Here is a 20853-nt window from a genome sequence, read left to right on the forward strand (position 1 = left end):
ACAGCGACCAGATGCCGCCGTGGGAACTGCCCGCCAACGCCACGGCCAGCGGCATCCTCACGCGCTCCAGCACCGGCGGCGCGGCCAACCAGGCCAACATGCTGCGCTTCGAAGACCGCGCGGGCGCCGAGCAGATCCTGCTGCACGCCGAGCGCAACCTCGACGTCGAAGTGGAAGCCGACGAAACCCACACCACCGACGGCACGCGCACCACGCTCATCAAGGGCCACGAGTCGGCCACCTACCAGGACGGCGAAACGCGCGACATCACCGCAGGCGCGACAGAGACGATCACCGGCGGCGACACGCGCGACGTGACGGGCGGCTTCAGCGAAACCGTGAGCGGCGGCGTGACGCAGCGCATCACGGGCGGCAAGACGCGCACGCTCGGCGGCGGGCTCAACGACACCATCTCCGGCGGCGTGACGCTCGCCATCAGCGGCGGCTTCAACGGCACCATCGACGGGCAGGAAATCCGCTTCGTGAGCGCGGGCCGCAACGACACGATCAACACGTCGAACACCGTGCACGTCAACGGTCCGTCGAACACCACGGTGACCGGACCCACGGTTCACACCTCGCCGGATGTGACCTTCAACACCACGAACCACATCCACAACACGACGCAGCACGTGATCAACACCAACGTCTACAACACGACGTCCAAGGTCTACAAGAACATCACGAACGACTACACGAACAACTCGAAGACCTACATCAACAACTACGCCAAGAGCAACGACTGGCGCTGGTACCGTGCGGGCGGCGTGGGGGCGCGTTTCTCTGCAGTCGGACTGGCGCTCGACCTGTGGGGGCTGCGCCAGCAGAACTACATCCTCAACTCGCAGTTCTCGGGCATACGGCTCGACGTGGCGGTGTTCCGCTCGCAGAACTCGGCCACCGAGATCGAGGGAAAGATGCTCAAGGTCGCGAACATCGGCATGAAGATCGCCAGCGGTGGCCTGGCCTTCGCCGCCAAGGCGATGACCGTCAAGGTCTGAATTGCCGATGCCCGTCTGGGAACAGATCCTCTGGAGCGCCTTCGCCGTGATGATGGGCGGGGCGCTGCTGGCCGGTGTCGCGGTGGTCGTCACGGCCACGCGCGAGCAGCGCAAGTACACGCAGGAGCGGCGCATCGGCGAGCGCCTGGGTTTTGCCGGCGTGGCCACGCACGGTGTGGTGGCGCAGGTGCGGCGCTCCGAACACCAGCTCACGAGCCCGGGCAACCACGGCCAGTGCATGGTCGCGCTCGAATTCACGCTGCAGATGCCGCCGACGTCGCCGGTGCCGACCGTGGTGCTGCGCACGCTGGTCGACGAGCTGCTGCTGCCCCGCCTCGCGGTGCCGGGCGCGACGCTGCATCTGGTCCAGGACCCAGCGCATCCCGACGTGGTGTCGGTCGACCGGCAGCGCACGCCGCTCGAAATGGCGCCCGCACGGAGCTAGCCGCCCCTTGAAAACCGTCAAGCCGCTGCGGCTGAGTGTCATCACGCGCCCCTTCCTGCGGGGCCGACAGCAACGCCTGGGCGTCACGCTGATGGGCATGGTGTCGATGGACGCTGCGCCCGTGCTGCTGCCCGAGCCCGAGTTCTGGAAGATCGCTGCCGAAGAGCTCGGCCCCACAGGCGCCATCGACCTGGGCATTCCCAAACCCCACGCCGAGTTCCTGGCCACCGGCCACGCCTACACGCAGCACCAGGACGACAAGACCGCCTGCGCCGTCGCGATGCGCATGGGTGAACTTTCGCGCCAGCTGCTGGTGTTCGGCGACCGCTTCTGGCTCGACGGCCGCGCCACCGCGCCGCAGCCCTTCGAGTCGATGCGGCTGGACGCCACCCGCGCCTACGGCGGCGCCGGCTTTGCCGAGAACCCGCAGGGCATCGGCCACGCACTCGAAACCGTCAACGGCCTGCAGGTGCAGCGCCTGCCGAACATCGAAGACCCGCAGCAGCGCATCGACCGGCCCGATCGCGAGACCGAGCCGGCCGGCTTCGGCGCGATCGACCTGACGCGGCCCAGCCGCATGCGCCTGATCGGTCGGCAGTACGACGGCCACTGGCGCGAGCACCTGTTCCCCGGCTTTTCAGAGGACATGGACTGGCGCTTCTTCAACGCCGCGCCGCCGCAGCAGCGCTGGCCCGCGCGCGACCACATCCCTGGCGGCACGCCCTACGAAATCTGGCACATGCACCCCACGCAGCCGGTGCAGCGCGGGCGGTTGCCCGACTGGCGTGCGCGCGCCTTCATCGCGCGCCGGACCGGTCGCGGCCGCGAACCCGCGCAGTTCGACGAGGTGCCGATGCGCCTCACCACGGCGTGGTTCTTTCCGCACCGCGGGCAGGTGGCGCTGATCCACCACGGCGAAATCGACATCGTGGAAGACGACGCCGACGACGTGACGCACGTGATGCCCGCCATCGAGGCCGCAAGCGATGCGCCGCGCCCGCTGGCGCACTACTTCGCCCTCCTCCAGCGCCGCTGCCATCCCGAGACCGGCGCACTGCACGCGGCCCGCGACGACGAACTGCTGCCCGCGCAGTCCATCGGCCCCTGGCTCGACACGCTGGACGACGGCGAGGAATCCGCGATGGTGCGCAACATGCGCGAACGCGGCGACCGGCTGCGCGCGGACATGATGCAGAAGGCACGCGAGGCCGGCCACGATCCGCGACTGCTGCGCGAACGACCAATGCCCGAGCCGTTTCGCAAGATTCCGACGCTCGCCGAGCTGCCCGAGTTCGTCGCGCGCACGCGGCGCTTCACGCAGGACCAGCGCAAGACGCTCGAAGACGGCCGGCGCGAGCTCGAACGCGCGGGTCAGCTCAACGCGGCCGAGTCACGCCAGGTCGGTTTCGACTCCGCAGAGTTGGTCTCGGGCATCGACCGCACCACGACCAAGGGCCCGCCCGCCTTCGACGCACAGACCGTGCTGCAGGGCATGTTCGGCATCGCCGCCGCGACGGGCACGTCTGCGTTGCCGCCCGCGCAGCAGCGGGCCTTCGCGGAGGTCGTCGAGAAAGGCCAGCGCGGGCTGATCGACATGTACCGGATGGGCGCACAGCACCAGTCGCCCGCCGACGTGCTCGAAGGCGAACGCGCCACCGAGGCGCGCCAGCGTGTGCAGGACGCGATGGCCACCACGCGCGACCTCTCCGAGATGGACCTCACGGGTGCCGACCTGTCGGGCATGGACCTGCGCGGCGCGCGCCTGCATCGCACCTTGCTCGAACACGCCAACCTCGAAGGCGCCCGGCTCGATGGCGCGGATGCCACCGAAGCCGTGCTCGTGCGCGCACGCCTGTCGCGCGCCTCGCTCGCGGGCTGCGTGCTGCACCGCGCGAACCTCAGCCTGGCCCACTGCGTCTACACCCTGTTCAGCGGCGCGCAGCTGCACCACACCACACTCGAGCAGACACACTTCGACCACTGCGATTTCTCGCAAGCCTCGCTGGAGCACCTGACCGTGCTTGGCCTGCAGGTTTCGCACTGCCGCTTCGACACCGCACGCCTTTCCTACGTGACCTTCATCGAACAGACCCGCCTGCAGGACTGCAGCTTTCGCGGCGCCGTGCTCCACAAGGTCGGGCTGATCTCGTGCATTGCGGAGCGGCTCGACTTCAGCGCCGCCACGCTCGAAGCCTGCGCCTGGGCCCACACGCCGGGCGACACCGGCATCGTCTTTCGCGGTGCGACCCTGCACACCACCTGCTTCGTCGGCACCAGCAGCCTGCGCACCATGGATTTCGAAGACGCGACGCTGGTGCAATGCGGGCTGCGCGAGATGCCGCTGGACGGCGCGCGCTTCGTGCGCGCCACGCTCGACACCTGCGACCTGTCGGCCTGCAGCCTCACGGGCGCCGACCTCAGCGGCTGCGATGCGCCCGAAAGCCTGTTCATCCGCGCCGACTTCACGCAGGCCTCGCTGCGCGGTGCCAACCTCATGCATGCCAGCCTCCAGAAAGCCCGCCTGGTCCGCACCGACCTGCGCGAGGCCAACCTGTTCCGCGCCGACGTCTCGCAAACGTTGATCGACGGCGTGACCGACACGCACGGCGCGTACCTTGAACAGGCCAAGACCCTCCCGCGCCGCGCCGCGGATTCGGCCCGATGACGCCGGCTGAGCTGGCAGCGACGATCCGCGGCGGCGAACACATCCAAGGCCAGGACTTCCAGGGCATGAACTTCGACGGCATGGACCTGCGTGGCGGCAGCTTCGGTGCCTGCGACTTCCGCCGCGCCAACCTGCATGCCGCGCGGCTGGGCGAGTCGGTGTTCGACAGCTGCCGCTTCGACGACGCAGTGCTCGACACCGCCGACCTGCAGCACGCCGCCTTCAACCGCAGCACCCTGCCCCGCGCGCGCCTGCGGTCTGCATCGATGGCCCACGCGGTCTTCGCCGAGGCCGACCTGTGCGGTGCCGACATGACCGAAGCGCAGGCGGGCCAGGCCACCTTTCACCAGAGCACGCTCGACGGCGCGGGCTTCGAACGCGCGGACCTCACGAAGGCGGTGTTCGGCGAATGCCGCCTCGACGGCACACGCTTCGACGCCGTGGCGCTGAACACCACCGTCTTCTACCGCGCAGCGCTGCGCGGCACGCACTTCCGGGGCGCAAGCTTCCACAACGTGATCTTCGGAGAGGCCGACCTCGCGGGGCAGGACTTCTCGGCGCAGTCGTTTCATCTCTGCCAGTTCATCGATGCCGACCTGACGGGCTGCAACTTTGCCGGCGCGCGGCTGAGCCAGTGCAACTTCAAGGGCGCGAAGCTCGAAGGCGCGGTGCTGTCGGGTGTGCACGCGCCCCAGTGCCTGTTTCCCGAAGCGGACCTGCGACGGGCCGACGCACGCGGCGGGCACTTCGACCAGAGCCTGTGGGTTGGTGCCAGGCTCGACGACACCGACCTGTCGGACGCGCGGCTCGAACAGTGCGTGTTCCACCGCGCGAGCTGCCGCCGCACCGCGTTCGCCCGCAGCCACCTCGTGTACGCGGACTTTTCGTACGCCGACCTCAGCGAGGCCGACCTGCGCGGCGCCACCTTCCATCGCACACAGATGCACCGCGTGATCGAGACCGGCGTGCGCTGGAGCGACCGCCTCGGTGTGCTCGACAGCGACCCCGCACTGTTCGAGGCCGAGCGCTTTTCCGCGGCCCGCGCGAGCCGTCCGCAACGCGCCGGCCGCGACACCTTCGGCCGGCCGCTGCCGCCCGATCCACAGGACACCCTGCCATGAACCACCGCGCCGTTCGCGAGCTTGTCTCGCCGCTATCGGATACGCCTGAGACCGAGATGCACGCGCTGCTGCGCAAGCCGCTGCCGTCGGTCGCCGCCCCGGCCTGGACCGGCAGTGCGCTCGGCACCGTCGTGCAGTCGCTGCCCGATGGCCGCTTCGTTGTCGAGCCGCAGCAAGGCGGCGCGCCCTGGCACTGCCCGCGCGCCGCGAGCTGCCTGCTGCAGCCCAACACGGGCGACGTCGTGCTCGTGGCCGGGCCGCAGCGCGACCAGCTGTTCCTGATCGCCGTCGTCACGCAGGCGGATCCCAGCCAGTCGCAGCTCGTGACCGATGGCGACCTCACGATCCGCTCGCGCCGCGGCGGCATCGCGCTGCAGGCGTCATCTTTCGCGCTTCAGGCCGACAAAGCGACCGTCGACATCACCGACATGGCCTACCGCGGCGCCGAAGTGCGCGTGACCACGCTGGTCGCGCGCTTCGTGGGTCGCACGCTCGAGACCGTGCTCGACCGCCTGAGCCTGCTCACGCGCTCGAGCTTTCGCCTCACCGAAGAGGTCGAGCAGGTGCGCGCGGGCCAGATCGACATGCAGGCCTCGCAAAGCCTGCGCCTGCACGCGAAGAACACCTTCGTCACCAGCGAGGCGCTGGTGAAGGTCGACGCCGAACAGATCCACATGGGTTGATGCAAAGAAAAAGGAGCTTTCGCCATGTTCGCCAACGCACAGATGATGGGAATGGACCTCGCGTTTCCCGATGTCTGCAAGACACCGCCCGCGCTGCCCGTGCCCTACCCCAACATCGCGCTCGGGCCGACGGCCCTGCCCAACGCCTGGAACATCCTGTACGGCGGCACGCCGGTGCACAACATGGCGACCACCACGCCGATCACCAACGGCGACAACGCCGGCGTGCTGATGGGCGTGGTGTCGCAGACCGTGATGGGGCCGTCGCGCCACATCACCGGCGCCTTCACGGTGCTGCTCAAGGGCACGCCCTGCACGCGCATGACCAGCTTGTCGGTGCAGAACCGCTGCAACATCGTGGGCATGCGCATCGTGCCCAGCCAGTTCAAGGTGCTGGTGCTGGCACCTTGAGGCAGCCCTGGACGCTCAGTCCAGCTTGACGCCCGCCGTGCGGATCACTTTGCCCCACTTGGTGGTCTCGGACGCGATGAACGCGTCGAACTCCTCGGGCGTGCTGCCCGCTGGAATCGTGCCCATGGCATCGAGCTTGGCGCGCGTCTCGTCGCTCTTGATGATGCGCGCCACCTCCTCCGACATGCGCTTGACGATCTCGCGCGGCGTGCCCGCCGGCGCCAGCATGCCGGCCCAGGTGCTGCCGGTGAAGCCCGCGAAGCCCTGCTCGATGAAGGTGGGCACGTCGGGCACGGCCGGCAGGCGCTTGTCACCGGCCACGCCGATCAGCCGCACCTTGCCGGCCTTGCCCTGGTTGATGAGGCCCGTGGGCGCGTCGAAAAACAGCTGGATCTGCCCGCCCATCAGGTCGGTCAGCGCGGGCACGGCGCCGCGGTACGGGATGTGGATCATGTAGGTCTGCGTGAGCGACTTCCACAGCTCGCTCGTGAGGTGTGCGGCCGAGCCGTTGCCCGACGAGCCGAAGCTGATCTTGCCGGGATGCTTGCGTGCATAGTCGATGAGCTCGCGCGCGGTCTTGAACGGCGCGTCGTTGTTCACCGCCGCGAGCAGCGGCGACACGCCCATGAGCGACACACCCACGAGGTCCTTGCGCGGGTCGTACGGCAGCTTGGGGTACAGCGTGGTGTTGGCCGTGTAGGCCGCGATGACGACGCCGAAGGTGCTGCCGTCGGGCGCGGCCTTGGCCACGGCATCGACGCCGATCAGGCTGTTGGCGCCGGGCTTGTTGTCGATCACCACGGGCTGGCCGAGCCGCGTCTGCAGGCCCACCTGCACCAACCGCGCCATCTGGTCGGTAAAGCCGCCCGGCGTGTAGGGCACGACGATACGGATCGGCTTGTTCGGCCAGGCGCTCTGCGCGAAAGAAGGTGCGGCGAGGCTGGCGGCAGCAGCCGCGGTGGCAAGGGAAAAACGGCGGCGGGAGAGCGTGGCGTGCGGCATGGTCGGGAACCCTTCGGATGGCATGGATCAGACCATTCTCGAAGCGCCCTCATCCGCCAGCGCTCAGGGTTTGTCCCCGACGGGACAAGGTGGCTCAGAGCGGCAGGATGTCGCGCGAACGCCCGTCGTCGCCGAGCCAGGCCTCGAACTCGTCCGACATCCGCGTCGCCTCGCGCGTGGCCTGACCCCAGGCTGTGATGCGCGCCTGCGCGTCGTTCGCGAAACGGATGAAGTCCTTGCGGTCAGGCAGCTTGCCGTGCGGCAGCGTCTTCACCCACTCGGGGTTGGGCGCGAGCACCACCATGCGGTCGAGAAAGCGCGTCGACTTGTGGCGCCAGCGCAGTCCCTTGTCGAGCCAGCCCGGCACTACCGCCTGCTGGAAGTGCGGGTACAGCACGATGCCTTCATCGGCCGGCTGGTAGTCCAGGTGCAGGTGGTAGTCGGTGATGCCGCCGTCCCAGTAGGCACCGCGCGGCGCGCCCGGAATGTCGTGCACCGCGGCCAGCAGGAACGGAATGGAGCACGAGGCCTGCAGCACGCGGTTGAAGTTGGCCTCGCTCAGCGCGTGCTGGCGCGTGCGGAAGTCGGTCGTGCCGAAAGGCAAGGCCGCGCCGGGCGTGGAGAACACGCAGCGCTCCAGCCACGCGCCCAGGCTCTTGCGGTGCAGGCTGTTGCTCGCAAAGGCGCCCAGGTAGCCGACCGGCGTGCGCGCCCTGCCCTCGCGCCCGAGGATGTGGCGCCCGCGCGAGGTCACCACATGCAGCCGGTAGCGCGAATGGCCCAGCACCTCGCCGATGCGTCCGCCGTAGAAGGTGTCGAGGCTTTCCGCGAAGCGTTCGCTGAGCTGGTGCGGACTGAGCCGCTTCTGGCCCGGCGGCACTTCGAACTGCTGGCGCACATAGTCGTGCTCGAAGCGCCCGAAGGCCGCCTCCGGGTCCGACAGGCAGGCCGTGGCCAGCCGCCACGCGCCGATCGAGGCGCCCACCAGATCCACCGGCTGGCTCGACTGCGTGAGCCAGCGCCCGAAGATGAAGCGGTCGAGCGGCCCGAGGATCAGCCCCTTGGGGCCACCCGCCGCGCCGGGGATGGTGCGCACGTCCTGCGGGCGCAGGCCGTGCTGTTCGATGTGCTGCCGGGCCGCGGGGCCGGCGTAGATGCGCAGGGCTTTCATGCCGGCGGTGTCTGCAAGAAACGTGCGGTCCGCGGGGTGCCTACTTGCGCAACCCCTGCAACTTGGCAAACGCACTCGCCATCTGCCCCGCCGGCTGCGGCGCGTTGTCGCGTCGGCCTTGTTGCTGCTGCTGGCCGCGCCCCGCCCCTTCGAAGCGGTTGTCGCGCGGGCCGTCGCGGCGCGCGGGCGCGGCGTCGAGCTTCATCGACAGGCCGATGCGCTTGCGGGCCACGTCGACTTCCATCACCTTGACCTTGACGATGTCGCCGGTCTTGACGACTTCGCGGGCGTCGTTGACGAACTTGTGGCTCAGCTGGCTCACGTGGACCAGGCCGTCCTGGTGCACGCCCAGGTCGATGAAGGCGCCGAACTGGGCGACGTTGCTCACGGTGCCCTCGAGGATCATGCCCTCGACCAGGTCCTTGATGTCGTCCACGCCGTCGTTGAAGCGCGCCACCTTGAAGTCGGGGCGCGGGTCGCGGCCGGGCTTCTCGAGTTCGCCCAGGATGTCCTTGACCGTGATGACGCCGAACTTCTCGTTGGCGAACAGCTCGGGCTTGAGGGTCTTGAGCATGTCGGCGCGGCCCATCAGCTCGGCGATCGGCTTGCCGGTCTTGACGATGATCTGCTCGACCAGCGGGTACGTTTCGGGGTGGACGCCGGTGATGTCCAGCGGGTCGGCGCCGTCGCGGATGCGCAGGAAACCGGCGCTCTGCTCGAAGGCCTTGGGGCCGAAGCCGGTCACGTCGAGCAGCTGCTTGCGGGTCGAGAACGCGCCGTTGGCTTCGCGCCAGCGCACCACGGCTTTGGCCACGCTGGCCGACAGGCCGGACACGCGGCTGAGCAGCGGCACGCTCGCGGTGTTCAGGTCGACGCCCACCGAGTTCACGCAGTCTTCGACCACGGTCTGCAGGGTGCGCGCGAGTTCGCTCTGGTTCACGTCGTGTTGGTACTGGCCCACGCCGATGCTCTTGGGGTCGATCTTCACGAGCTCGGCCAGCGGGTCTTGCAGGCGGCGCGCAATGGAGGCGGCGCCGCGCAGGCTCACGTCGACATCGGGCATTTCCTGCGAGGCGAATTCGCTGGCGGAATAGACGGACGCGCCGGCTTCGCTGACGACGACCTTGTCGACCGTCATTTCGGGCGCACCGGCCTGCTCGGCCATCTTGGCCAGCAGCTTGATGAGGTCGCCGGCCAGCTTGTCGGTTTCGCGGCTGGCGGTGCCGTTGCCGATGGCGATGAGGTTGACGCCGTGCTTGGCGCACAGCTTGCCCAGCGTGTGCAGCGAGCCTTCCCAGTCCTTGCGCGGCTCGTGCGGGAACACGGTGGCGGTTTCGACCAGCTTGCCGGTCGAATCGACCACGGCCACCTTCACGCCGGTGCGGATGCCGGGGTCGAGCCCCATCACGACGCGCGGGCCGGCGGGTGCGGCCAGCAGCAGGTCGCGCAGGTTGTCGGCGAACACCTTGATGGCGACTTTTTCGGCGTCTTCGCGCAGGCGGGTGAACAGGTCGCGCTCGGTCGACAGGGCCAGCTTCACGCGCCAGGTCCAGGCCACGCACTTGCGCAGCAGGTCGTCGGCCGGACGGGCCGCGTGGCTCCAGCCCAGGTGCAGCGCGATCTTGCCTTCGGCGATGCTGGGCTTGCCCGGCTCGGGTTCGACGGGCAGCACGAGCTTGGCGTCGAGCACTTCGAGCGCACGGCCGCGGAACACGGCCAGGGCGCGGTGCGAGGGCACGCGGCCGATGGGTTCGTCGTACTCGAAGTAGTCGCGGAACTTGGCAATGTCGGCGTTGTTCTCGTCCTTGCCGCTCATGAGGCTGGACTTGAGCAGGCCTTCGTTCCAGAGCCATTCGCGCAGGCCCTGCACGAGCACGGCGTCTTCGGCCCAGCGCTCGGACAGGATGTCGCGCACGCCGTCGAGCACGAGCGGCACGGTCGAGAAATCGGGGCCCGGCTTGCCGTCGTCCAGCGTGGTGGCGGGCTTCAGGAAGGCCTGGGCTTCCACGGCCGGGTCGAGCGAGGGGTCGGCCAGCAGCTTGTCGGCCAGCGGCTCGATGCCGAATTCGCGGGCGATCTGGCCCTTGGTGCGGCGCTTCTGCTTGAACGGCAGGTACAGGTCTTCGAGTTCCTGCTTGGTGGGCGCGAATTCGATCGCGGCGCGCAGCTCGGGGGTCAGCTTGCCCTGCTCGTCGATGGCCTTGAGCACCGCCACGCGGCGGTCTTCAAGTTCGCGCAGGTAAGACAGGCGGGCTTCCAGTTCGCGCAGCTGGATGTCGTCGAGGCCGTCCGTGACTTCCTTGCGATAGCGGGCAATGAACGGAACCGTGGCGCCCTCGTCGAGCAGTTCGACGGCGGCCTTCACCTGGTGCTCGCCGACCTTGATTTCAACGGCGAGCTGGCGAATGATTTTCTGCATGTCTTGAGCGCGTCCCTGGCAAAGCGCGGAAGTTTGCCATAGGCGAAGACACCGCCCGCCGGGCACCGCCGCAGGATGGTTACAACGTGCGCTCGGCCTCTGCCGCGACCGCCGCCTGTGGCAGCACTTCACCGGGCATCACGAGCCGGATGCGCAGCCCGTGCGGCGCCGCGTCCATGACGGCCAGCTCGCCGTGCAGCGCGTCGGCGCGCTCGCGCATGCTGCGCAGGCCCTTGCCCCCGGCCTCGCCGGCCGTGGCCTCCAGGCCGCGCCCGTCGTCGAGCACTTCGAGCACCAGCCCGTGCGAGCGTTCGCGCGGGCCGAAGCGCACGTCCACGCGGGTGGCCTGCGAATGGCGCAGCACGTTCGACAAGGCCTCCTGCGCGATGCGGCACAGCTGCATCGCGGCCTCGGACGAGAGCGGCGGCGACAGCACCACGTCCTGCACGTTCCACACGAGGGTGATGCCGAGCCGGTCGAACGCCGGTTGCAGCCGGTAACGCAAATGACCCAAACGATCGCCGACGCTGGTGTCGGGCTGGTCGTCGAGGGAGTCGACCGTCAGCTGCAGCTCCAGCAGGCAGGCTTGCAGGGCCATCGACAGCTCGCGGGCGTCGGCGGAGCGCGGGTCGTAGCTGGCCATGAGCGCCACCAGCCGGGAGCCGACGCCGTCATGCAGGTCACTGGCGATGCGGCGGCGTTCGGCGAGCACAGCCTGCGCCTGGCGGTTGCGCAGGAGGCGACGCCGCGTGAGGTACCACGTGCCGACGATCATGCAGAGCACGGCGACGTTGACCCCCTGCAGGGCCCAGAAGGCGATCGGCACCTCGGTACCCAGCGTGGTGATCGCCGAGGTTGCGCGGATCGCCTGCCCCACCAGCGGCGTCAGGTGCAGCGCAAACGCCAGCCCCACCCACAGCAGCCTGCGCTGGCGCGAGGCGTGCGGCCAGAGCCAGATCAGGAGCACACACCAGGCGGCGATGGAAAGCCACACGAACTGATCCTCCAGGAAATACGGCGGGAGCGGGGGCACCGGCGCGGGCATGGATGGCTCCGCTGCGAACGCGGCGCGCCCGAAGCGCGCCCTAGAGCAGCCCCCGGTGCGAGGCGAAACTCACGGCCTGCGCGCGGGTGTGGGCGTGCAGCTTGCGGTAGATGTTCTTGACGTGCGCGTTCACCGTCTGGGCACTGATGGTGAGCTGCAGCGCGATCTCTTCGGTCACATATCCCGTGGCTACAAGCCGTAACACTTCGCGCTCCCGTGCCGACAGGGTTGCCTTGCTGTCCGGCGGGCGCACCGGGCTCGGATTGGCGCGCTGGTGGTCCAGGTGAACGAGCAGCCTGCGGGCCAGCCGGGGGGTGATGGCGGCACCGCCATTGACCACCTGAAGCACGGCCTGGGCATAGCTCTGGAACCAGGCGTTTTTCACCAGGTAACCCGAGGCGCCGAGCTCGAAGGCGTGCAGCACCTGGGGCTCGTCTTCCAGCGCGGAAATGACGATGATCTCGGCCGCGCTGCGGTGTTTCTTGGCTTCTTCTATGAGCTCGAATCCGCTGCCGTCTCCGAGGCGGATGTCGACCATGAGCACATCGAATTCATGCTGCATCAGGAGGCGCCGGCCCTCGCGCAGGGAGCCGGCCTGGCCTTCGAGCTGGATGCGCAGATCGCCCAGCAACTCCTGGGCGATGACGCGGCGAACAAAGGGGTCGTCGTCGACGAGCAGGACACGAACGGGCTTGGTTTCCTGGCCCGTGAGGTAGTCCGGCCACGGCAGGGTATCTGCCGAGGGCGCCAGGAGCCCACCGAACTGGCCAGGATTGGAGAATTTCCTAGCGCCACCACCGACATCGGTCAATGAAATGTCGAGATCGTTTTCCATTTAAGCCCCCTTGTCACAGATAAAAGTCGCGACTTCGTGAACAAAAGTTAATCGATTTCTACTCTTTTTCCGGCTATCGGCTTTTTTGATTACCTTGGTTTCTTTCGGTTGCAATATTGCCAGAATGTGAACCAAAGTGATAGTTCCCACGAGGGGAACAGGGCCTAGCACCGGCTCTCTGCCAACGCCCAAAACGCCTTCGGGCATTGCTTTCGCCATAGCCTTGCTCTACCCAGCCTGAGGCATTTTTCGATCGCTCCCCCCCGCTGAAACTGCATCCCGGTCGCAACGGAATCCCTTCACTCCGTGCTCGCTGACCGTCGCTGATGGCCGGATTCGCCGGCGATCGGGTTCGTTTCAACACTATCGAGGAAGCATCATGAAGAAGACTCTTATCGCCATGGCAGTGGTTCTCGTGGCTGGCATCGGGACCGCAACCGGCAGCAGCGTGGCGCTCGCCGTCACCAACACCACGACCGGTTCCTCCAGCTCGGCTGGCTCGGTCGCCGCCAGCTCCGGAACGGGCAGCGCACTCAGTTACAACGCAGCCAGCTCCACCTCGTCGGCCACGGCCAACGCGGCGGGCGGCGCAGCAGGCAACGCATTCCTGCGTGTCGGCGGTGCCACGGCCAGCGGTGCGGCCACCACGCAAGGGCGTGTGACCAGCGTGGCTGCAACGACCGGCAACGGCGTGGCCGCAGGCGGTGCGAATGCACAGGCCAATGCGACCTCGAGCGCCAATGCCAACTACGCCGGCGGCGGTGCCAACCCCGTGAGCGGTTCGGCAGGCGGCGCAGCCGGTTCGACCACCAACAACACTGCAGCCACCGCTGCAGGTCCTGGCGGCGGTCTGGCTGTGGTCACGCGCACTTCGGGCACGACGGCGGGCTTCAGCGCCAACTCGGCAGCGGTCAACGGCATCGTCAACGGCACCAGCACCTCGGCCACGTCGGGTTCGACGGGCGGTTCCTCGGGCGTCATCAACTTCGCCGTGGGCAACGCAGCGGGCTTCAGCAACGGTGGCGGCAGCGCAGGCGGCGCGATCTCCGGCGCAACGGCCAACGCTCCCTGAGCGATCAGGACCATCGGTTGTTGGACCACAAATGGGGAGGGGCACGCCCCTCCCCTGCTTCCCAAAGGAGTCGAAAAAATGAAAACATTGATCGCCCTGACCTTGCTGGGCTTGTCCGCGGGCGCGTTGGCGCAAACGGCGGGCGGCGCCAACAACCAGTCAACGAGTTCCGCCACCACGAACGCCCAGGGCAACACCCAGGCGGTGAACTTCAACAGTTCGGCCCCCGCGGACGTCACCACGCGTTCGACGCTGGACAGCACACAGAACATCAACAACACGGGTGCGACGACCAGCGTCGTCGACTACCGCGGCAGCTACACCGTCAAGAACGTGCCCTCCGTGAGCGGCCCGAACCTGACGACCAGCAATGACACCTGCATGGGCAGCACCAGCGCCAGCGCGAACAGCGCGGGCATCGGGCTGAGCTTCGGCACCACCTGGACGGACGAACACTGCAAGCGCCTGAAGATGAGCCGCGAGCTCTGGAACAAGGGCATGAAGGCAGCGTCGCTGGCCATGGACTGCATGGACCCGCAGGCCCAGGCGGCCCTGGAAATGACCGGCTCGAAGTGCCCGCAGTCGATGACCGTCGAAGAACGCGTGAGCGCGTTCGGACCGCAGGCGTCGGGCAGCGGCGCACCGGTGGCGGCACGTCCGGCGGCGCCCGTGGCACCTGTGGCCGTGGCGCCTGCGCCGACCCCTGTGGCAGTCGCAGTGCCTCAGCCGGTCGCGCCTGTGGCACCGGCAGCGCCTGTCGCGTTGGCGCCGGCCCCGGCGCCCGCGCCGGTCGTGGCGGTGCAGCAGCCCGCCGCACCGGCCACGCTGGTCGAGGCGATGCCCATGGCAACCCCGGCACCGCAGCCCGCGCCCGCCGCGAGCGTCGTCCCGACGGCTGCGCCGGAGGTGGCACCAGCCCCCGTGGCCGCAGCGCCCGCCGAGGAAGCCGCGGCACCTGCCGCTGAGCCGGCACCGGTGATGGTGAGCGCCGTGGCGCCGGTCGCGCTGGCTCCGCAGCCGGACATCCTGGAGGCGCGCCTCACGCGCCGCCTGCCGGCTGACCCGGCCGACGAGGTGGCTGCAGCACCGGCCGACGCGCAATGAGGTCGGATCTGGAGTCCATCATCATGAACACCAGGACCGTTCCTCTCTGGCTGGCCGCCTGTTGCGTGGCGACAGCGTCGGTCGCCGCCACGCCGATCATCCGCATCGAGCGGATGCCACTGGGCAGCGGCCTGCAGAACGCCAGCGGCACGGAGAACGCCGAGCCCGTGGGCGACTACGGCGTCTGGCACGTGCCGCAGTACATGCCGGGATTTCCGACCTCGGCCACCATCTGGCCGCGCGTCGTGATCATCCAGTGCGGCGTCGCGCGCTGCAGCGGCTATGAAGTGACGCCTGAACTGGGCCGGGGCGAGTACCTGTTCTTCCGGCCGGCGGAAGACAGCAACGCCGGTCGCAGGTAGACAGGCGCACAGACGCCGAATTTCCGCACGATGCGCCGCCGGGTCCGCAAGGTCCCCGCGGCGCACGGCCATGTGCGGATACCCTTCGCGCATGCACAACCCCCTCGTGCGCGCCTTGCGCGCCCTGTTTCGCGCCGTTGCCACCACGATCCTCGTGCCGGTGCTGCTGTTCGAGGAATGGGGCTGGGCGCCGCTGGCGGCGCTGGTCGCGCGGCTTTCGCGCCTGCCCTTCTGGGCGCGGCTCGAAAACCTGCTGCGCGCGCTGCCGCCCTGGGGCGCGTTGCTCGCGTTCTTCGTGCCGGTGCTGCTGCTCTTTCCGGTGAAGCTGCTGGCGCTGTTTCTCTTCGGGCGCGGCCATGCGGTCAGCGGCATGGCCGTGCTGCTGCTGGCCAAGCTCGCGGGCACGGCCGTGGTCGCGCGGATCTTCCAGCTGGTCGAAGGCTCGCTGATGCAACTGGCCTGGTTCGCCCGCTGGTACCCGCGCTGGAAGGCATGGAAAGACTTCGTGCTGACGCGCGTGCGCGAAAGCCGCCCCTGGCGCATCGTGCGGGCGGTGCACCGACGGGTCTTGCGCGGATGGCATCGGCTGCGGGCCGAGTGAATCCATTTTTACCCGGGTGTATTGTGTTTTGCATTTTGCCCGGGTAATATTTGGAGATGAATCCATCTCCTACCACGCGACGTACCCTCGTCAAGCAATACAAGGACGGCGTGCGCCCCGCGGGCGTCTTCGTCATCCGCAACCTGATGGACGGCCGCATCTACGTGGCCGGCAGCCTCGACGTCGAAGGGGCCATGAACCGCGCTCGCTTCGAGCTGAACCTGCGCTCGCACCGCAACAAGGCCTTGCAGCGCGACTGGATTGCGCATGGCGCGACGCAGTTCAGCTTCGAGGTGATCGACCGGGTGAAGGAGCGCGACGACCCCGCCTTCGACCGCGCGGGCGAACTGGAAAAGCTGCTTGAACTCTGGCGCGAGGAACTCCCCTGCACCGGCGACAAGGGATACAACACACCATGAGCACCGACGCACTGGCCTTTTGCCTCGACCTTGGCCGCGCCCACGCCAGCCTGAGCCTGAAGCTCAACGAAGACCTGGGCGCCTTCCACGGCCTGGACTATGAAGACTTCACCCTGCTCCACCTGTTGCTGCGTGCCGGCAACGGGCACCTGCCGATGGTCGAACTTGCGCACACGCTGGGGTTGCCAATGTCAGCGTTGATCCGCAAGATGGTGCTGCTCGAAAAGACCGGCCTGGCCGAGCGCATGACGGGAACGGATGGCGACAACCGGCGCCACGCGGTGATTCGCGGCGGCGGCAAGCAATTGGTGCAGGCTGCCCTCACGACCGTCGAGGCGATCTGCGCCGATGCCGTGAAATCGCTGGACCCGCAACGCCTGCCAGACCTCCATGCCGCGCTGCGGGTGCTGTGCGATCACGACACGCCGCACGCCTGAACCGTCCTGCGGGTAGATTACGAACCTCGTTTCGTTCCGCCCGGATCGACAACCCAAAAAGAATCCGCATGTCACCCGACGAACTACCGACCACATTCACTGCGTTTGCCGGCTTCCAGCGCGTCGCCGCCGGCACCAAGGCCCAGGTGCTCACACAGCTGCGCGAGCGCGGCGACGCCGCCGCCTGCCTCGTGTTCGACGACCAGACCGGCGAGCAGCTCGATGTCGATCTGCGCGACCCGAAGGCCATCGAAACCTCCGCGCTCGAAGCTGAAAAACACGAAGACGCACCCCGCGGCGTCGGCCGTCCGCGCCTGGGCGTGGTGGCGCGCGAAGTCACGCTGCTGCCGCGTCACTGGGACTGGCTCGGCCGCCAGCCGGGCGGTGCGTCGGTGGCGCTGCGCAAGCTGGTCGACGACGCACGCCACGTGCACGCCGACCGCGACACCGTGCGCGCCGCGCGCGAAGCCACCTACCGCTTCATGACCGCCATCGCCGGCAACCTGCCCCACTTCGAGGAAGCCACGCGCGCGCTGTTCGCGGGCGAGCACCAGCGCTTCAGCGACCTTGTCGAACCCTGGCCCACCGACCTGCGCGTGCACCTGCACAAGCTGTCGGCCGGTGGCTGGGGTGCTGCATGAGCGCGGCGCCCGACAGCAGCAGCACCACCACCGCCACCAGCAGCCCCGGCAACCCGAGCGGCCTGCGGGGCGTGCCCGTGGCGCCCGTGGGGGCGGCGCGTCCGCTGTGGAAGGTGTTCCTGTTCTTCCTGGCGCCGATGTTGCTCAGCAACATCCTGCAGTCGCTCTCCGGCACCATCAACAACGTCTACGTCGGGCAGATGCTCGGCGTGAGTGCGCTGGCGGCGGTGTCGAGCTTCTTCCCGGTGATGTTCTTCTTCATCGCCTTCATCATCGGCCTGGGCGCCGGCGCCTCGGTGCTCATCGGCCAGGCTTGGGGCGCGCGCGACGCGGCCAAGGCCAAGGCGGTGGCGGGCACCACGCTCACGGTGGGCCTGCTGCTGGGGCTGGCGATCGCGGTGTTCGGCGGTGTCTTCACCACGCCGATGCTGGCCATGCTGGGCACGCCGCCCGACGTGCTGGCCGACTCCACGCGCTACGCCCGCATCATGCTGATCGCGATGCCGGGCGTGTTCCTGTTCCTGCTGGCCACCGCCATGCTGCGCGGCGTGGGCGACACCATCACGCCGCTGCTCACGCTGCTGATTTCCACGGCCATCGGCCTCGTCGTCACGCCCGCGCTCATCCGCGGCTGGGGCGGGTTGCCGCAACTGGGCGTGGCAGCCGGAGCGTGGGCCTCGGTGCTGTCGTTCGCGGTCGCGACCACATGGCTGGGCTTCCGGCTGCGCCAGAAGAAGAGCCCGCTCGCGCCCGACGCAGAGTTCTTCCGCTCTCTTCGCATCCAGCCGCACCTGCTCAAGGCCGTGCTGAAGATCGGCGTGCCCACGGGCGTGCAGATGATCGTCGTGGCGCTGGCCGAAGTGGTGCTGCTGTCGATGGTCAACAGCTACGGCTCGAACGCCACGGCCGCCTACGGCGCGGTGAACCAGGTGGTGGCGTACGTGCAGTTCCCGGCCATCTCGATCGCGATCACCACGTCGATCCTCGGCGCGCAGGCCATCGGCGCGGGCCGCGCCAACCGGCTCGGCGCGATCGTGCAGACCGCGCTCGGCATGAATCTCGTGCTCACAGGCGGGCTGGTGCTGCTGGGCTACCTGTTCTCGCGCCCGCTGATGGGCTTCTTCATCACCAGCGCACCGGTGATCGAGATTGCGCAGAACCTGCTGCACATCATGCTGTGGAGCATGGTGCTGTTCGGCATGGCCTCGGCGGTCTCGGGGATCATGCGCGCCAGCGGCTCGGTGCTGGTGCCGACGCTCATCACCATCGCCTGCATCCTGGGCGTCGAAGTGCCGGTGGCCTGGCTCATGAGCCGCCACTTCGGCCTGGGCCTGGACGGGATCTGGATCGCCTACCCGGTCACCTTCGGCGCGATGCTGTTGCTGCAGACCGCGTACTACCGGCTGGTGTGGCGCAAGAAGTCGATCGGCCGGCTGGTCTGATGCGCGCCTCAGCGGGGGTCACTCCCCGTCGAAGGCTTTCTTCACCGTGGCGATGTCGAGCTTGATCATCTTCATCATGGCCGCCATCGCGCGGGCGGCCTTGGCCGCGTCCTTGTCCTGGAACATGCGGATCAACGGCATCGGCGTGACCTGCCACGACACGCCGAAGCGGTCGGTGAGCCAGCCGCACTGCACGGGCTCGCCGCCGCCTTCGAGCAGCTTGTCCCAGTAGTAGTCAACCTCTTCCTGCGTCTCGCAACTTACGCTAAGCGAAATGGCCGGCGTGATCTTGTACTCGGGCCCGCCGTTGAGCACCATGAACGACTGCCCGTCGAGCTCGAAGGTGGCCGTGAGCAGCTTGCCCTTCTTGGCCGGATTCACGTCGCCCCAGAGCAGCGTGTCGGTCAGGCGCGACTTCGGAAAGATGGCGGTGTAGAACTTGACCGCGTCCTCGCCGTTGCCGTCGAACCAGAGGCAGGGAATGATCTTCTGCATGGAATCTCCTTGGGTTGGATGATGAACTGGAGGGTTCAGTATCAAAGGCCGAACGGCGCGCTGTCAACCCGTGCCGCGGCTGTCAGTGAGAAGTTCGCAGGCGGGGCTGCGGGCCACAATGGTCCGGTTCTTTGCTTCGGAACTGCCATGTTCGCCCCATCCAGAACCCGCTTCGGTGCCCAGGTTTTCCTGGCCGCCGGGCTCGCCGCCCTGGCCGTGTCGGCCGGTGCGGCCGATGCCACGTATCCCGATGCCGCCGCCAGCGACCCCGCCACGCTCGGCTGGATGACCGGCTCCCCGCCGCCGCCCGACCGCACGCTGCGCTTCGACGACGGCAGCTACTTCCGGTTTCCGGCGATGCGCTGGAGCGTGTCGAATTTCCGCCAGCTGATGCCGACCGTGAACGTGTCGCGCGGACTCGGTGCACCGTCCGCCCTGCCCCAGGCCTTGCGCAAGGACATCGACACGCTCAGCTTCACGCCGCTCGACGCGAAAACGCCCATGACCTGGGACGCGTCGCTCGCTGCCACGTACACCGACGGCATCCTCGTGCTGCACCGCGGGCGCGTGGTCTACGAGCGCTACTTCGGCGTGCTGAAAGACGACGGCCAGCACGGCGCCATGTCGGTCACCAAGTCGGTGGTCGGTACGCTGGGCGCGATGCTGGCGGCCGAAGGCACGCTCGATGCCAACAAGCCGGTCGCCGACTACGTGCCCGAGCTCGCAACATCGGCCTTCGGGAACGCCACCGTGCGCCAGGTGCTCGACATGACGACCGGCCTGAAGTTCAGCGAGGACTACGCCGACCCGAAGGCCGAGGTCTGGGCCCATGCGCAGGCCGGCAACCCGTTGCCAAAGCCCAAGGACTACACCGGCCCGCGCAGCTACTACGAGTTCCTGCAGACCGTGCAGCCCGAAGGCAGGCATGGTGAGGGCTTCGGCTACAAGACCGTCAACTCCGACGTGCTGGGTTGGGTGATTGCACGCGCCACCGGACGCACCGTGGCGCAGCTGCTGTCGGAGCGCATCTGGCGCCATCTGGGCGCCGAGCAGGACGCCTACTTCACCGTCGACTCGATAGGCACGCCCTTCGCGGGCGGCGGCCTGAACACCGGCCTGCGCGACCTCGCGCGCTTCGGCGAAATGCTGCGCAACGACGGCCGCGTGAAAGGCCGGCAGATCGTGCCCAAGGCCGCCGTCGAAGACATCCGCCGCGGCGGCGACAAGGCCGCCTTCGTCAAGGGCGGCTACCCGCTGCTGCAGGGCTGGAGCTACCGCAACATGTGGTGGGTGACGCACAACGACCACGGCGCCTACATGGCGCGCGGCGTGCACGGCCAGCGCATCTACATCGACCCGAAGGCCGAGATGGTGATCGTGCGCTACGCCTCGCACCCGGTGGCGGGCAACGCGGCGAACGACCCGGTCACGCTGCCGGCCTTCGAGGCGCTGGGGCGGCACCTCCTGGCACAGCGTCGCTGA

The 20853-nt window shown here is 68.4% G+C and carries 20 protein-coding genes and 1 pseudogene; 15 read left to right on the forward strand and 6 right to left on the reverse strand.

Annotation, left to right across the window (positions count from 1 at the left end):
* The 6 genes and pseudogenes from AAG801_RS21110 to AAG801_RS21135 form a co-directional block, all read left to right on the forward strand.
* Positions 1 to 1001, forward strand: a pseudogene (locus AAG801_RS21110) (type VI secretion system tip protein VgrG); the annotation flags it as partial.
* Positions 1002 to 1008: 7 nt separating this feature from the next.
* Positions 1009 to 1446, forward strand: coding sequence for a hypothetical protein (locus tag AAG801_RS21115; protein WP_341890125.1), 438 nt, complete (start codon positions 1009 to 1011; stop codon positions 1444 to 1446).
* 7 nt (positions 1447 to 1453) lie between these two features.
* A complete protein-coding gene (locus AAG801_RS21120) occupies positions 1454 to 4111 on the forward strand; it encodes a DUF2169 domain-containing protein (protein ID WP_341890126.1) in 2658 nt (885 codons plus the stop codon).
* Positions 4108 to 5232: a pentapeptide repeat-containing protein gene (locus AAG801_RS21125; protein ID WP_341890127.1), complete on the forward strand. Its 1125-nt coding sequence runs from the start codon at positions 4108 to 4110 to the stop codon at positions 5230 to 5232. Before AAG801_RS21120 ends, AAG801_RS21125 begins: the two co-directional genes overlap by 4 nt.
* The gene (locus AAG801_RS21130) at positions 5229 to 5915 is read left to right on the forward strand and encodes a DUF3540 domain-containing protein (RefSeq protein ID WP_341890128.1); all 687 of its coding nucleotides are present in this window, start codon (positions 5229 to 5231) and stop codon (positions 5913 to 5915) included. The genes AAG801_RS21125 and AAG801_RS21130 overlap by 4 nt, the downstream gene beginning before the upstream one ends.
* A gap of 24 nt (positions 5916 to 5939) precedes the next feature.
* Positions 5940 to 6326 carry a DUF4150 domain-containing protein gene (locus AAG801_RS21135; protein ID WP_101491538.1) on the forward strand — a complete coding sequence of 129 codons (387 nt, stop codon included), beginning with the start codon at positions 5940 to 5942 and terminating at the stop codon, positions 6324 to 6326.
* Between the two features lie 15 nt (positions 6327 to 6341).
* Here the strand turns inward: AAG801_RS21135 and AAG801_RS21140 are convergent, their stop codons facing one another.
* From AAG801_RS21140 to AAG801_RS21160, 5 genes are all read right to left on the reverse strand, one after another.
* Entirely contained in the window at positions 6342 to 7328 is a 987-nt protein-coding gene (locus AAG801_RS21140) for a tripartite tricarboxylate transporter substrate binding protein (protein ID WP_341890129.1), read from the reverse strand.
* A 94-nt stretch (positions 7329 to 7422) separates the two neighbouring features.
* Positions 7423 to 8499, reverse strand: coding sequence for a phospholipase (locus tag AAG801_RS21145; RefSeq protein ID WP_341890130.1), 1077 nt, complete (start codon positions 8497 to 8499; stop codon positions 7423 to 7425).
* A 40-nt stretch (positions 8500 to 8539) separates the two neighbouring features.
* Positions 8540 to 10918, reverse strand: coding sequence for a Tex family protein (locus AAG801_RS21150; protein ID WP_341890131.1), 2379 nt, complete (start codon positions 10916 to 10918; stop codon positions 8540 to 8542).
* A gap of 79 nt (positions 10919 to 10997) precedes the next feature.
* Entirely contained in the window at positions 10998 to 11912 is a 915-nt protein-coding gene (locus AAG801_RS21155) for an ATP-binding protein (RefSeq protein ID WP_341890132.1), read from the reverse strand.
* A 91-nt stretch (positions 11913 to 12003) separates the two neighbouring features.
* Positions 12004 to 12798: a response regulator transcription factor gene (locus AAG801_RS21160; RefSeq protein ID WP_062472928.1), complete on the reverse strand. Its 795-nt coding sequence runs from the start codon at positions 12796 to 12798 to the stop codon at positions 12004 to 12006.
* Positions 12799 to 13177: 379 nt separating this feature from the next.
* Between AAG801_RS21160 and AAG801_RS21165 the strand changes: the two genes are divergently transcribed.
* The 8 genes from AAG801_RS21165 (at position 13178) to AAG801_RS21200 (ending at position 18876) form a co-directional block, all read left to right on the forward strand.
* The gene (locus AAG801_RS21165) at positions 13178 to 13870 is read left to right on the forward strand and encodes a hypothetical protein (RefSeq protein WP_101491545.1); all 693 of its coding nucleotides are present in this window, start codon (positions 13178 to 13180) and stop codon (positions 13868 to 13870) included.
* A 78-nt stretch (positions 13871 to 13948) separates the two neighbouring features.
* Entirely contained in the window at positions 13949 to 14974 is a 1026-nt protein-coding gene (locus tag AAG801_RS21170; RefSeq protein WP_341890133.1) for a hypothetical protein, read from the forward strand.
* Between the two features lie 23 nt (positions 14975 to 14997).
* Positions 14998 to 15336 (forward strand): hypothetical protein, encoded by a 339-nt coding sequence (locus AAG801_RS21175; RefSeq protein ID WP_341890134.1) that lies wholly within the window; start codon positions 14998 to 15000, stop codon positions 15334 to 15336.
* Positions 15337 to 15427: 91 nt separating this feature from the next.
* Complete coding sequence (locus AAG801_RS21180) at positions 15428 to 15937, forward strand: hypothetical protein (protein ID WP_341890135.1); 510 nt, start codon at positions 15428 to 15430, stop codon at positions 15935 to 15937.
* A 56-nt stretch (positions 15938 to 15993) separates the two neighbouring features.
* Positions 15994 to 16356, forward strand: coding sequence for a GIY-YIG nuclease family protein (locus AAG801_RS21185; RefSeq protein WP_341890136.1), 363 nt, complete (start codon positions 15994 to 15996; stop codon positions 16354 to 16356).
* Entirely contained in the window at positions 16353 to 16793 is a 441-nt protein-coding gene (locus AAG801_RS21190) for an AsnC family transcriptional regulator (protein ID WP_341890137.1), read from the forward strand. The genes AAG801_RS21185 and AAG801_RS21190 overlap by 4 nt, the downstream gene beginning before the upstream one ends.
* A gap of 68 nt (positions 16794 to 16861) precedes the next feature.
* On the forward strand, positions 16862 to 17434 hold the full coding sequence (locus AAG801_RS21195) for a DUF2239 family protein (RefSeq protein ID WP_101491550.1): 573 nt from the start codon (positions 16862 to 16864) through the stop codon (positions 17432 to 17434).
* On the forward strand, positions 17431 to 18876 hold the full coding sequence (locus AAG801_RS21200) for an MATE family efflux transporter (RefSeq protein WP_341890138.1): 1446 nt from the start codon (positions 17431 to 17433) through the stop codon (positions 18874 to 18876). The genes AAG801_RS21195 and AAG801_RS21200 overlap by 4 nt, the downstream gene beginning before the upstream one ends.
* Positions 18877 to 18894: 18 nt before the next feature.
* Here the strand turns inward: AAG801_RS21200 and AAG801_RS21205 are convergent, their stop codons facing one another.
* On the reverse strand, positions 18895 to 19371 hold the full coding sequence (locus AAG801_RS21205) for a VOC family protein (protein ID WP_341890139.1): 477 nt from the start codon (positions 19369 to 19371) through the stop codon (positions 18895 to 18897).
* A 285-nt stretch (positions 19372 to 19656) separates the two neighbouring features.
* On the opposite strand from AAG801_RS21205, the gene AAG801_RS21210 reads away from it, so the two are divergent.
* Positions 19657 to 20853 (forward strand): serine hydrolase, encoded by a 1197-nt coding sequence (locus tag AAG801_RS21210; protein ID WP_341890146.1) that lies wholly within the window; start codon positions 19657 to 19659, stop codon positions 20851 to 20853.

It is taken from the genome of Variovorax sp. YR752, from assembly GCF_943372545.1.

Excerpts from the sequence above, each read along its gene's own strand:
- AAG801_RS21115 (WP_341890125.1), top strand. The coding sequence starts at position 1,009 with ATGCCCGTCTGGGAACAGATCCTCTGGAGCGCCTTCGCCGTGATGATG.
- AAG801_RS21125 (WP_341890127.1), top strand. The coding sequence starts at position 4,108 with ATGACGCCGGCTGAGCTGGCAGCGACGATCCGCGGCGGCGAACACATC.
- AAG801_RS21130 (WP_341890128.1), top strand. The coding sequence starts at position 5,229 with ATGAACCACCGCGCCGTTCGCGAGCTTGTCTCGCCGCTATCGGATACG.
- AAG801_RS21135 (WP_101491538.1), top strand. The coding sequence starts at position 5,940 with ATGTTCGCCAACGCACAGATGATGGGAATGGACCTCGCGTTTCCCGAT.
- AAG801_RS21140 (WP_341890129.1), bottom strand. The coding sequence starts at position 7,328 with ATGCCGCACGCCACGCTCTCCCGCCGCCGTTTTTCCCTTGCCACCGCG.
- AAG801_RS21145 (WP_341890130.1), bottom strand. The coding sequence starts at position 8,499 with ATGAAAGCCCTGCGCATCTACGCCGGCCCCGCGGCCCGGCAGCACATC.
- AAG801_RS21150 (WP_341890131.1), bottom strand. The coding sequence starts at position 10,918 with ATGCAGAAAATCATTCGCCAGCTCGCCGTTGAAATCAAGGTCGGCGAG.
- AAG801_RS21160 (WP_062472928.1), bottom strand. The coding sequence starts at position 12,798 with ATGGAAAACGATCTCGACATTTCATTGACCGATGTCGGTGGTGGCGCT.
- AAG801_RS21165 (WP_101491545.1), top strand. The coding sequence starts at position 13,178 with ATGAAGAAGACTCTTATCGCCATGGCAGTGGTTCTCGTGGCTGGCATC.
- AAG801_RS21170 (WP_341890133.1), top strand. The coding sequence starts at position 13,949 with ATGAAAACATTGATCGCCCTGACCTTGCTGGGCTTGTCCGCGGGCGCG.
- AAG801_RS21175 (WP_341890134.1), top strand. The coding sequence starts at position 14,998 with ATGAACACCAGGACCGTTCCTCTCTGGCTGGCCGCCTGTTGCGTGGCG.
- AAG801_RS21180 (WP_341890135.1), top strand. The coding sequence starts at position 15,428 with ATGCACAACCCCCTCGTGCGCGCCTTGCGCGCCCTGTTTCGCGCCGTT.
- AAG801_RS21185 (WP_341890136.1), top strand. The coding sequence starts at position 15,994 with ATGAATCCATCTCCTACCACGCGACGTACCCTCGTCAAGCAATACAAG.
- AAG801_RS21190 (WP_341890137.1), top strand. The coding sequence starts at position 16,353 with ATGAGCACCGACGCACTGGCCTTTTGCCTCGACCTTGGCCGCGCCCAC.
- AAG801_RS21195 (WP_101491550.1), top strand. The coding sequence starts at position 16,862 with ATGTCACCCGACGAACTACCGACCACATTCACTGCGTTTGCCGGCTTC.
- AAG801_RS21200 (WP_341890138.1), top strand. The coding sequence starts at position 17,431 with ATGAGCGCGGCGCCCGACAGCAGCAGCACCACCACCGCCACCAGCAGC.
- AAG801_RS21205 (WP_341890139.1), bottom strand. The coding sequence starts at position 19,371 with ATGCAGAAGATCATTCCCTGCCTCTGGTTCGACGGCAACGGCGAGGAC.
- AAG801_RS21210 (WP_341890146.1), top strand. The coding sequence starts at position 19,657 with ATGACCGGCTCCCCGCCGCCGCCCGACCGCACGCTGCGCTTCGACGAC.